General features: G+C 59.8%; 9 protein-coding genes and 2 pseudogenes. 6 read left to right on the top strand and 5 right to left on the bottom strand.

Annotated features, from left to right (window positions below; genetic code table 11):
- Positions 1-81: 81 nt before the first annotated feature.
- A complete protein-coding gene (locus tag OMP38_RS11345; RefSeq protein ID WP_277565280.1) occupies positions 82-723 on the top strand; it encodes a polysaccharide deacetylase family protein in 642 nt (213 codons plus the stop codon).
- A 372-nt stretch (positions 724-1,095) separates the two neighbouring features.
- Here OMP38_RS11345 and OMP38_RS11340 read toward each other — a convergent pair whose 3' ends face one another.
- The 4 genes and pseudogenes from OMP38_RS11340 to OMP38_RS35770 all read right to left on the bottom strand — a co-directional run.
- On the bottom strand, positions 1,096-1,956 hold the full coding sequence (locus OMP38_RS11340; RefSeq protein WP_277565279.1) for an SDR family oxidoreductase: 861 nt from the start codon (positions 1,954-1,956) through the stop codon (positions 1,096-1,098).
- On the bottom strand, positions 1,953-3,044 hold the full coding sequence (gene uxuA / locus OMP38_RS11335; RefSeq protein WP_277565278.1) for a mannonate dehydratase: 1,092 nt from the start codon (positions 3,042-3,044) through the stop codon (positions 1,953-1,955). The genes OMP38_RS11340 and uxuA overlap by 4 nt, the downstream gene beginning before the upstream one ends.
- A 137-nt stretch (positions 3,045-3,181) precedes the next feature.
- Positions 3,182-3,478: pseudogene (locus OMP38_RS35775) on the bottom strand (FCD domain-containing protein); the annotation flags it as partial.
- A gap of 109 nt (positions 3,479-3,587) precedes the next feature.
- Positions 3,588-3,740, bottom strand: a pseudogene (locus OMP38_RS35770) (GntR family transcriptional regulator); the annotation flags it as partial.
- A gap of 809 nt (positions 3,741-4,549) precedes the next feature.
- Here OMP38_RS35770 and OMP38_RS11325 point away from each other — a divergent pair.
- Positions 4,550-6,184, top strand: a complete 1,635-nt coding sequence (locus OMP38_RS11325) for a response regulator (RefSeq protein WP_277565277.1) — start codon at positions 4,550-4,552, stop codon at positions 6,182-6,184.
- A 65-nt stretch (positions 6,185-6,249) separates the two neighbouring features.
- Complete coding sequence (locus tag OMP38_RS11320; RefSeq protein WP_277565276.1) at positions 6,250-7,977, top strand: cache domain-containing sensor histidine kinase; 1,728 nt, start codon at positions 6,250-6,252, stop codon at positions 7,975-7,977.
- Positions 7,978-8,225: 248 nt separating this feature from the next.
- On the opposite strand, the gene OMP38_RS11315 is transcribed toward OMP38_RS11320, so the two are convergent.
- Entirely contained in the window at positions 8,226-8,519 is a 294-nt protein-coding gene (locus OMP38_RS11315; protein WP_277565275.1) for a hypothetical protein, read from the bottom strand.
- Between OMP38_RS11315 and OMP38_RS11310 the strand changes: the two genes are divergently transcribed.
- The 3 genes from OMP38_RS11310 (at position 8,512) to OMP38_RS11300 (ending at position 11,639) form a co-directional block, all read left to right on the top strand.
- A complete protein-coding gene (locus tag OMP38_RS11310) occupies positions 8,512-9,048 on the top strand; it encodes an ABC transporter permease subunit (protein WP_277565274.1) in 537 nt (178 codons plus the stop codon). The two genes, OMP38_RS11315 and OMP38_RS11310, sit on opposite strands and share 8 nt — an antisense overlap.
- A gap of 492 nt (positions 9,049-9,540) precedes the next feature.
- Positions 9,541-9,999 carry a carbohydrate ABC transporter permease gene (locus OMP38_RS11305; protein ID WP_338130561.1) on the top strand — a complete coding sequence of 153 codons (459 nt, stop codon included), beginning with the start codon at positions 9,541-9,543 and terminating at the stop codon, positions 9,997-9,999.
- A gap of 56 nt (positions 10,000-10,055) precedes the next feature.
- The gene (locus OMP38_RS11300) at positions 10,056-11,639 is read left to right on the top strand and encodes an extracellular solute-binding protein (RefSeq protein ID WP_277565273.1); all 1,584 of its coding nucleotides are present in this window, start codon (positions 10,056-10,058) and stop codon (positions 11,637-11,639) included.
- The last annotated feature ends 55 nt before the right edge of the window (positions 11,640-11,694 follow it).

Genomic DNA, 11,694 nt, shown 5'->3' with positions numbered 1-11,694 from the left:
AAAATCGCGAATATCGTCTATGCTAATTCATGGATGAAAAAGGTAAGCCCATTTATATCGTACATAAGGAGAGGTTGCCGTATGAGCCAAGCCGAAGCCCGATCTCGCGATTCGTCCGAGATGATCTCGATTCACGGCACGTCCGCCAAGGCGATCGCCATCACTTTCGACGACGGACCGAACCCCGAGTTTACCCCGCAGATGCTGGCTATTTTTCGCGAGGAGGGAGGACGCGCGACGTTTTATATGAACGGCAACCAGATCGAGCGTGATCCCGATACGGCGAGACTCGTGCATGCCGAAGGCCATGAGATCGGCAATCATTCGTTCACGCATCCGAATCTGACCGAGTTGGACGAGGCAGCCGTTAGGGCGGAGCTTGTCCGCACCGGCAACTTGATCCGCGAGACGGTCGGCGTTGAGCCCGCGACATTTCGCCCGCCCTATCTGGCGACGGACGCCAAGGTCGAACGCATCGCGCGCGAGCTCGGCTACGCGGTCATGGGCGGCGTGAACGGCGCTGCGCGGGACTGGGAAATGCCCGGGGCCGATCACATTCTGGAAGCTTCGCTCGCCGTAGTGGAGCCGGGCAGCATTTTGGTTTTCCACGACGGCCACGGCGACCGGTCCCAGACCGTTGAAGCGGTACGGGCGCTTGTAAGGACGCTGATAAAGGAAGGTTACATGTTCGTCACGGCCAGCGAGCTGCTTGCTATGAAGTAAACTATCCAAAAAGCCCAGCGACAGATGCGGCGCCGAAGCGGAAAGATCCGCTTCGACCCGTATCCCGCTGGGCTTTTTTTTGCAGCTCGAGAAGTCTCAAATTGGAAACAACGCTTGCGCCGAGCCAAACTTCCACGTAAACTTCCACGCAAAAGTAGTCCTGACCAGAATCAATTCTAATTACGCATCGACCCAACTATACAAGGAAGTCCCAACCGGAAATAAGCGAAACCCTCGCGACAGTCTCTTCTAGAAAGAAGTCCTCACCAGAAACAATCTCGGCCTTGTCTTAACTATACTCGACGAGGAAGTCCCAACCGGAAACAACGCTTGCGCTGCGCCGGCCCTCCATGCAAGAGGCGCAAGCTCCCGTCACACGCCCGAATACGCCATGAAGCCGCCGTCCACCGGGATGAAGGCGCCGGTCACGAAGCCGGAAGCCGCGTCGTCGACGAGCCAGAGCAGCGTGCCGAGCAGATCCTCCGGTTGGCCGAACCTGCGCATTGGCGTGTGCGCGATGATTTTGCCGGACCGCTCCGTCAGCGAGCCGTCCGCGTTTTTGAGCAGGGCACGGTTCTGCTCGGTCAGGAAAAAGCCCGGCGCCAGCGCATTGACGCGGATGCCCGATTCCGCGAGATGCACGGCGAGCCACTGCGTCCAGTTGTTGATGGCGGCCTTCGCCGCGCTGTATGCGGGTACCTTCGTCATCGGAGACGGAGCGCTCATCGACGAGACGTTGACGATGACGCCGCTGCCCCGCTCGGCCATCGATCGGCTGAAAATCTGGGACGGGATGAGCGTTCCCATAAAGTTCAGGTCGAGCACGCCGCGGAAGCCGGCGGCGCTCAGGTCGAAAAAGGTGGTCACGCCTTCTTGCCCGAGGTCTTCGGGGCGAAAAATCTCGCCCGTCGTATTGGCGCTCGGATGATTGCCGCCCGCGCCGTTGATCAGGATGTCGCAGGGTCCCAGCTCTCGCGATACGACGGCCTCGGCCTCGCGCACGCTGTCCGCGTCCGTGGCGTCGCAGGCGACGGCGATCGCCGTGCCGCCCGCCGCCCGAATATCCGCCGCGACCTGCTCGCCCTTTTCGGCCGTCCGGTTAAGAACGGCGACCTTGACGCCTTGGCGGCCAAGCTCCTTGGCCATCACGCGGCACAGAACGCCGGAGCCGCCGGTGATGACGGCGACTTTGCCCGCGAGCGATTCGTGGATCGGGAGGAGATTCTCGCTCATACGGCAGCCTCCTTGGTCTTGGCGTCCGCGGCCGCGCGTACCGCCGCGTCCCACAGCCCCCACAAGTACATGATGCCGAGCGCGCGGTCGTACAGCCCGTAGCCCGGACGGCATACCTCGCCCCACAGATGACGCCCGTGGTCCGGACGCGCATAGCCCGTGAAGCCGATGTCGTGATACGCTTTTACGATGCCGGCGATGTCGACCGTCCCGTCCTGCGTACGATGGGAGGTCTCGATGAAGTCGCCGTTTTCGTAGACGCGCACGTTCCGGATATGCGCGAACGGGATGCGGTCCGCGAGCTCGTGGATCATGGACACGATATCGTTGGCCGGATTGGCGCCGAGCGAGCCGCTGCACAGCGTGATGCCGTTGTACGGACTATCGTGCAGCGCGAGGAACCGGCGGAAATTGGCCTGGCTCGTCATGATGCGCGGGAGACCGAAGATCGGCCACGGCGGATCGTCCGGGTGGATCGCCATCTTGATGCCGCAACGGGCAGCGACGGGGATGACCTCGTCCAGGAAGTAGCGCACGTTTTCCCATAGATCCTCTTCGGTGACGCCCGTATAAGCTTCGAACAAAGCGGTCAAATGCGCGAGCCGCTCCGGCTCCCAGCCCGGCATCGTGAGCTCCGAGTTTTCGTTGATCTGCCGGACCAGTTCGAACGGGTCGATGTTGTCGATCCGGCTTTTTTCATAGAACAGGGCGGTGGACCCGTCCTCCATCTCCTTGTGCAGCTCGGTACGCAGCCAGTCGAACACGGGCATGAAGTTGTAGCAGACGACTTTGACGCCGACCTGGCCCAGTTTCTCCAGGGTTCGCTTGTAATTCTCGATGTAGGCGTCCCTGCTCGGAAGCCCAAGCTTGATGTCCTCGTGGATGTTCACGCTTTCAACCACGTCGATGTTGAGTCCGGCTGCGTGCGCCTCGTCGCGTAAAGCAACAATCTTCTCCATCGGCCATTCTTCTCCGGCGGGCATGTCGTGCAGCGACCATACGATCCCCTCGACGCCCGGGATCTGCCGGATCTGCTCGAGCGAGATCGTGTCGTTGCCCGTGCCGAACCAGCGGAACGTCATTCTCATGGCTTGCCGTCTCCTCCCGATATGAAATATTGCGGGTACTTCTCCATCAGATGCGCCAGATCGCGAACGCCGAGCAGGAGATGCTCCTGCATGACGCGTTCCGCCCGGTCCGCATCGCCGGCCTTGACGGCCCGAAAGACCGTCTCGTGTTGTTCGTACAGATGCTGCCAATGGCGGTCCGCCACGAGCCGCAGCATCCGGCTGCGGTTCAGATGGACGTTCATCTGCCCGATGGCGCGCCACGTACCCAGCTTCCCGCAGCCGTCGAACAGAATCCGGTGGTAGGCTTCGTCCAGCTCGAACAGCCTGCGGTCGTCCTCGCGCTCGATGCTCTTCAGCTGCAGGGCCAGATTGTCCTCGAGCGCGTGCAGATGCGCGTCGGGAAAATGCGCGCAGGCGAGCCTGACGACGGCACGCTCGAGATGCTCGCGCATGAACCGGGCTTCTTCGACCAGCGCGGGATCGATGAGCGAGACGAACGTCCCCCCGCTGCGGCAACACCTGCACGAGGCCCTCCTGGGCGAGACGCACGAAGCTCTCGCGAACCGGCGTCCGGCTGACGCCGAGCACGAGCGACGATTCCTTCTCGGACAGGGCGGTGCCGGGCGCCAGCTCCAGATTCAGAATCTGTTCCTTCAGCTTCGCGTAGACCGTCTCCCGCGCCGAGGGCTCCTGTGCGCGTCCGTACGTATACATGGGAGCATGACTCCTTCCGGGCTTTCCACCAGTATCCTACCATACTTGTATGGTAGTGTGGTAGGTGTTTTTTTTGCTCGTAAATATAATGGATTGTATAAAAAGCCTGCTTAATTGCAGGTTTTAAACTCCTTTGGGCGAAGCCGCATCGTATTCCTGCAAATACGCATGTTTTTCGGCAGGAGGGTCCCGGAAGAGGCGTATGGGATTACAAAAGATGTATAGACGTAGGAAATCAGCTTTTAAAGGGGAGATTTTATTGAAAAAGCCTTTGACGGTCATAAAAATCCATACAAAGTCGCAGAAATAGGATAATCCCCGCCAATCCATTACCTCGTACTCAGGATGCAGCCCTTCAAAATCACCTCGAAGCCGCCACCATACGTTTTTGCAAAATAGTTTCTCGGCTTCACGGTGTCCGCGTTCAAGTCGGCCTCTGCGCTCCACGGTACGCCGTGTTAAATGATATTCTACGAATTCGGCATGCGCCCGGTTTAAATGCCATCGCTCGTCAAAACCTCCTTAAAGCAAACAACAAAATAAAAAGCCCCGTCTCCATTCGCGCGGAATGAAGAGGGACGTGCTTCATCTCATACGTACCCTTGTAAATGAGTGGAAGGAGTACTGGCCATAAATTCCGGTCGCAACCAATGAAGCATGCGGTTCACGTTGGCACGGCACGGATCAATATCGCATTTCCCCTAAAAAGCTAAGATATGCACATTGCGATTTGCGAGCGCCGAAGGTATGCTTTTCTGACGAATGTCCGCATTCTACTATAGCGGGTTCATGGGAAAGGGGAGACCCTCGTGCTGGCGCTCATCGTGGACGACGAACTGGAGATTAGGGAAGGACTTCGAACGCAAATTCCCTGGGCCGACTACGGGGTGGAGGAGACGGTGGTCGCGGACGACGGCGACACGGCGCTGGCGATCGCCAGGGCGCGGTTGCCCGACCTCGTCGTCACGGATATCCGGATGAACCGCATGTCGGGACTCGAGCTGCTCGAGCGCCTGTCCGCCGAGCGTCCCCAAGGATGGAAGGGAATCGTCGTCAGCGGTTACGACGATTTTGACATCGTTCGGACGGCCATGAAGTTGGGCGCGATGGACTATATATTGAAGCCGATCAACGCCGGGGAATTAGGCGAGATCGTCACCCGGACGATCGGACAGCTACGCAAGGAGCGCAGCGAGCGCGAACGCCAGAGCCGGCTGCAGAGCGATCTGACCTCCGCCTTGCCCAAGATGCGCGACGAGGTCGTGCGCGAGCTGATCGAGGTGCCGTACGATCCGTACCGGGAGACGCGAATCGTTCACAGGCTGCGAACGCTGGAGCTCGATTGGCTCCTGGCCGGCCATCTGGCGCTCCTGCTCGTCGAAGTGGACGACCTGAAGTCGATCGGGACGCGGGACGGCTCGCCGCTGGAGAAGGAGCTGATCCTGTTCGGCATCGGCAACGTCGCCAAGCAGACGCTGGAAGAGGACATGCCGCATCGCGCCGTCCTCGTACCCGACCGGAAGAACCGGTGGGCGATCGTGCTGTCCTGTCCCGAGAACGGATGGCTCGAGGCTTGCAAGGAGCTGGCCGAGCTGTTGATTCGGCGCGCGAACCAATTCGTGAAGGTGAACGTGAGCGTCGCGATCAGCTCGGGATGCGGCGATACGAATCGCCTGCATGCGCTGTATCAGGAAGCGGAGGACATTCTGATGCAAAAAGCCGTCTACGGCGGCAACCGCGTGCTGACGAGTCTCGGCTGGGAAAACGAAGCGGAGCGGGACGTGCCTTCGATCGCGCAAACGGACGAGGTGCTTGATCTGGTCCGGTACGGCACGGACGAGGATATCCGGACGGCGATGGACCGCTTCGTCGAGATGGTGCAGCGCTGGGGCGCGGGCCATATCCGCGATACGCAGCAGCGGATTTTCGAATGGCTGCTGAGCCTGTTCAAAAAGGCGGCCGCGATCGGCTGGACCGACCGGTCCTGGGAGCGCAACCCGGTAATCGTCTGGGAGCGGCTCGAGAAGTTCGACACGCTGGAGTCGCTGCGGGAGCAGTCCGAGCAATTCCTGCTCGCCATGGCCGTCGACTTCCGCAGCCACGCGGCGCCGCCGAGCCAGATCATCCAGGAGGCGGACAAGTTCATCCGCGCGCACTACGCGGAGAGCCTTACGCTGCCGAGCGTGGCGGCCGAGGTACACGTGACGCCGGTATGGCTGAGCAAGCTGTTCAAAAAGGAAATGCATCAAACGTTTCTCGAATATTTGACCGACATTCGCATGGAGAAGGCGAAGCGGATGCTCTCGGACGTGCAATACAAAATTTACGAGATATCCGCGCAGGTCGGCTACAAGGATCCCGTCCATTTCACGAAGGTGTTCAAAAGGCAGACGGGGCTGACGCCGAAGGAATACCGAAGGATGCAGGGCATCGCGGATGAATAAAGGGATCTCGCTGCGGCTCGCCTCGTCGCTCCGCAACCGGATGATATTGATTTTCTTCATGATCATTGTCGTCCCTTTTTTTATGGTTCGCCTATTACGCGCACGTCAAATCGATCGAAGGCATCTCGAACGCGAACCTGTCGATGACCAACAACTACTTGCTGCAGGTGCGGACCAACTTTCAAAACTACCTGAGCGCGCTGAACGATCAGGTCAACGACCTGATCGGCGACAAGCGCCTGCAGGATTTGCTCGAGCCGGCCGGCGGGGACGCGGCCAGCGAAGAATCGTTTACGGTCGATTTGCTGACCTGGCTGTACCAGCGCACCTCGGCCGTCGACGCTTTCCGGGTCAGCGTGTATCCCATCGATCCCGGCCGGTATGCCGATTACCTCAGCACGATCGGCGAACCGAACGTAGGCGCGCAGCCATGGTTCCGACAATCCGCCGCGCAAGTCAGTCCTTCCTGGTACCTGAAGCTGCCGGAGAAGGGCAGGATGGAGCGTCCGCTCCTATCTTACGTCAAGCGTTTCTCGGGCTTGTACGATCAGACGCCGCGGGGCATTATCGCCACGGACGTGTCCGAGGACCAATTCAAGCGGTTTTTCTCGCCGAGCGGGCAGATGATCGAGCAGCGGCTCTTGCTGCTGCGGGACGACGACGGCGTCGTGCTGTACGATTCGTTCGAAAACGGCTGGACCGGCACGGCGTTCCCCTCGTCCGTCTTCGTGGAGCAGTTCCGCAAGGACAGCGAAGGCGAGAAAACGATCGAAGTCGGGGGAAGCAAGTATTTGGCGAGCTTCGTCCGGACGGACAATGAGCCCTGGGCGATCGTCAGCCTGACGCCGCTCAAGGATCTGACCGGCACGATCGACGAGATCAACCGGGCGACCGTCTATTTTCTGATCGGCTATTTGCTTTGCTGCGTCGGCGTCGTGCTGTATATTACGGCTTCCTTTACCCAGCCGATCGTCCGCCTGGTCCGTTATATGCGCAAGCTGGAGTCGGGCGATTACCAGCAGCAGATCCCGCCGTCCCGCAGGCAGGACGAGGTCGGTTGGCTGTACCGGGGCTTCGGCAGCCTCATCCGCAAGATCGAAGGCTTGATCAACGAGGCCTCGCGCGCGGAGCGCGACAAAAAAGAGCTGGAGTTCCAGGTGCTGAGCCACCAGATCAATCCGCACTTTTTGTACAATACGCTCGAGTCGATCCGCTGGAAGGCCGAGAAGCACGGCGCGGGCGAGGTCGCGCAAATGGTCGCCGCGCTCGGCAACCTGCTGCGGCTTAGCCTGAACCAGGGCAAGGAGATCACGACGCTCGGCAGGGAGCTGGAGCAGGTCAAAGCCTACGTCCAGATCGAGCAGGCGCGGATGGGACGGCCGATCCGGATCCTGTACGGCGTCGACGACGGGCTGAAGGAGCTGCCGTTCCTGCGGCTGCTGCTCCAGCCGCTGGTCGAGAACGCGATCCAGCACAGCATCCGCAACGACTTCGAGAGCGGGAAAATCCTGATCTCGGCCAGCCGGGAGGGCGGCGATATCGCGATCGATATTATCGACAACGGCGGCGGAATCCCGCCCGAAGCGCTCGCGAAGCTCGATATGGAGCAGCCGCCGGGCGGCCGCAGCTCGGAGAGCGCGAAGGGCGTCGGCCTGCGCAACGTCAACAATCGGCTGAAGCTGTACTTCGGCGACGGCTACCGCCTGCGCATCGAGACGGGGCCGGATTTCGGCACGAAGATCGCGCTTCGGCACCCGATATTGGACAAAGAAGACAAGAGCCGGCCCGACTAGGGCGGCTCTTTTTTTTGACCCGCGGCGGCGCCGCCCGAACAGGATAGGCAGGGACCGCAAAGGATAAGATCCGCTCATGGAACGGCGAACGGCCCCCCCTTATCATAAAGGTATCACGATAACAGAAAGGAACATCGCGCATGAAACGCCGAAACGGACTGGTCCGGGACCTCGCGCAAAACCATCAGCTGATCGTCATGTTCCTGCCCGTCGCGACGCTGCTGTTTTTGTTCTGCTACCTGCCGCTGTCAGGACTGATCATCCCGTTCAAAGACTTCGACTTCCAGAAAGGCATCTTCGGGAGCGATTGGATGCACCCGTTGTTCAACAATTTCGACTACCTGCTGTCCTCCGACGCCGCCTTCCGCGCGGTCCGCAACACGATTTTGCTGAACGTGCTCTTTATCGCCGTCGGATTGGTCTTCGAAGTCGGCTTCGCGCTCATGCTGAACGAGCTGCGGAACAAATATTTCAAGCGCGTCACGCAATCGCTCACCTTCCTGCCGTTTTTTTATCTCCTGGATCGTCGTCGGGGTGTTCACGTACAACCTGCTCAACTACGAGACGGGCGCGGTCAACCGGTTCCTCGAGTGGATCGGCGCGGGACCCGTCGACTTCTACAGCGAAGCGGGCCTATGGCCGCTCATCCTGACCATCGCGATCCGGTGGAAAGTGACGGGCTACGGCACGATCATCTACCTGGCCGCCCTCACGTCCATCGATAACTCGTATTATGAAGCCGCATCGATCGACGGCGCTTCGCGGTGGCAGCAGATCCGGTATATCAGCCTGCCGATGCTTAGACCCACCGTCGTTATCCTGACGCTGCTGGCGATCGGACGGATCATGAACGCGGACTTCGGGATGTTCTACGCCATGGTCGGCGACGCCACGCTGCTCTTCCCGACGACCGACGTCATCGACACGCTCGTCTACCGTAGCTTGCGCCAATCAGGCGATATCGGCATGGCCTCCGCAGCCGGCTTCCTGCAGTCCGTCGTCGCCTTCGTGCTCGTGCTGTCCAGCAACTACGCCGCCCGCAGGATCGACAGAGACTCGGCGATTTTCTGATCCCGATCCGCCCGCCCGCGGCGCGTGCAACTACTACCGCAATATTGGCAAGGAGGCTGATAACGATGCTTACCAGAAGATTCTCGCTAAGCCAGGCGGCGATCGGCACAATCGTCCTGCTGTTCAGCCTGGCGTGCCTGTTCCCCTTCATCATGGTCGTCTCCGGTTCGCTCAGCACCGAGAACGACATCGTCAACTACGGCTACGCGCTCATCCCGCGCCATGTCACGCTGAGTTCCTACAAGATCCTGCTGCTCGGTTCGAGCCGGATCGTCGACGCTTATATCATCAGCATTCTCGTCACCGTGATCGGCACCGCGCTGTCCATCATCGTGAACGGCATGGGCGGATACGTCATGGCGAGGCGATCTTTCAAATACCGCAACGTGCTGTCCATCTACGTCATCATCACGATGCTGTTCAGCGGGGGGGCTCGTGCCCTGGTACATCATTTGCGTACGGTATCTCGACTTGAAGGACACGCTGTGGGCGATGATCCTGCCGCCGCTCGCGAACGCCTTCAACATGTTCCTCATCCGCAACTTCATGATGGCGATCCCGGAGGACTTGTACGAATCGGCGAAAATGGACGGCGCCAGCGAATACCGGATTTTCTTCCGCCTCATCGCCCCGCTGTCCGTGCCGGTGCTCGCCACCGTCGGCCTGTTCGTCGCCCTCGGTTACTGGAATGACTGGTTCCTCGGCCTCATGTTCATCGACAAACAGGAGCTTCAGCCGCTGCAGCTGCTGCTGCGGACGCTCGTTTCCAACGTCGAGTTTCTCAAGAGCTCCAGCAACGCCGCGGCCATGCAGCAGATCTCGGCGACGATCCCGTCCGAATCGATCAAGATGGCGCTCACCGTCATCACGATCGGGCCGATCATCTTCCTGTATCCGTTCGTCCAGCGCTACTTCGTGAAGGGCCTCATGGTAGGCGCAGTCAAAGGTTGACTATACCGGCTTCAGCCGTGATAGTATATATCTCACAATTAAGGGGAGAGGTTCACATGCGAAAGGGGAAATCGGCAACTGCGGTCCTCGCCGGCGTCATGCTGCTCGGCGCGATGCTGTCGGCCTGCGGAGGCAATAACAACAACGGCAACGCAAGTCCGTCGGGCACGGCGACGGCAGGCTCGAGCGCAAGCGCCAGTGCCAGCGGAGCGGCGAGTCCAAGCGCGACGGCAAAGGCCGAAGACGAGGTCACGCTCAAGTTCTACTTCGGCGGCGACAAGAAGGCGGCCACCGACGAGGTATGGTCCAAGATCAGCGACTATGTCAAAGACAAGGGCCTGAACGTCAAGTTCGACATCAACTTTATCCCGTTCAACGACTTCAAGGACAAGATGCTCGTCATGGCGGCTTCCGGCGACAACTGGGACCTGAACTTCGACGGCGACTGGCTGTCCTACAACCAGATGGCGGCCAAAGGCTCCTACATGGCGCTGAACGACCTGCTGCCGCAGTATGCGCCGAACCTGTACAAGAAATACGAGGAGCAGGGCACCCTCTCCGCTGCGACGATCGACGGCAATATCGTCGGCCTGCCGTGGACGATGAAGATGAACCAGCGGCAGTTCGTGACCTGGCGCTCGGATCTGACCGAGAAGGCGGGCATCAACGTCGCCAAGGACTCGGTCAAGACGATCGAGGATACGGAAAACCTGCTGCGCGAGCTGCGCAAAGCGTACCCGAACATGAAGCTTAATCGTACGGGGCCGCTGACGCTGATCAAGATCCGCGAAGAGTGGATCGATCTGAACCAACACGGACTGGGCTACTACTTAAGCGATCCGTCGATGAAAATACAGCCGATCGAGCAGCAGCCGTTCTACAAGGAAGCCGCGGTCAAGGCGCGCCAGTGGTATGACGAGAAGCTGATCAACCGCGACGCGATGATCGACAAGACGGACGGCGCGGCCGAATGGCGCAACGGCAAAGCAGTGTTCACGCTCACCTCGCACGAATGGGTCAACGCCGATCCGGGCTTCTCCGATCCGTCGTTTAAGCTGGACTCGTCGCTGATTTATCCGGACAAGAAACAGGTGAACCGCACGCCGCTTGCCAACGTCGCCGCGATCAACCGCAACTCCAAGCATCCGGACCGCGTGCTGCGCTTCCTCGACATGATCGAGACGGACCGCACGTTGTACGATCTGGTGCAATACGGCATCGAGGGCAAGACGTACAAGCTCGACGGCGATACGGCCGTTTATCCCGACGGCATGAGCACGACGACGAGCAATTACATGGAGTGGGGCGGACAATGGGCGTTCTGGAAGCCGCAGTTCATGCGCCCGACGTCGACCTACCCGAAGGACTTCTGGCTGCACGAGGCCGAGTTCGCCAGCGAGCCGATCAACGTCAATTCGCCGCTCGACGGCCTGTTCGTCTCCGAGGAGCCGATGAAAAACGAGCTGGCCAAGCGCGACCAGGCCATCGAGGAGTTCAACAAGCCGATCGAATTCGGCACGGGGAAGGATCCGGAAAAAGCGGTCGACGACTATATCGAAAAGCAAAAGAAAAACGGCCTCGACAAGATTATCGCGGAAACGCAAAAGCAGGTCGACGCCTTCCTCGCAGCCAAGAAGTAATACGCTCATGAACGGCGGGAGCCCGCCTCGAACTCATCATAGCTGTCGATGATTC

The sequence above is a fragment of the Cohnella ginsengisoli genome, from assembly GCF_029525555.1.
Taxonomy (GTDB): domain Bacteria; phylum Bacillota; class Bacilli; order Paenibacillales; family Paenibacillaceae; genus Cohnella; species Cohnella ginsengisoli.
This window is presented reverse-complemented; position numbering and strand designations above follow the sequence as displayed.

Excerpts from the sequence above, each read along its gene's own strand:
- OMP38_RS11345 (WP_277565280.1), top strand. The coding sequence starts at position 82 with ATGAGCCAAGCCGAAGCCCGATCTCGCGATTCGTCCGAGATGATCTCG.
- OMP38_RS11340 (WP_277565279.1), bottom strand. The coding sequence starts at position 1,956 with ATGAGCGAGAATCTCCTCCCGATCCACGAATCGCTCGCGGGCAAAGTC.
- uxuA (WP_277565278.1), bottom strand. The coding sequence starts at position 3,044 with ATGAGAATGACGTTCCGCTGGTTCGGCACGGGCAACGACACGATCTCG.
- OMP38_RS11305 (WP_338130561.1), top strand. The coding sequence starts at position 9,541 with ATGATCCTGCCGCCGCTCGCGAACGCCTTCAACATGTTCCTCATCCGC.
- OMP38_RS11300 (WP_277565273.1), top strand. The coding sequence starts at position 10,056 with ATGCGAAAGGGGAAATCGGCAACTGCGGTCCTCGCCGGCGTCATGCTG.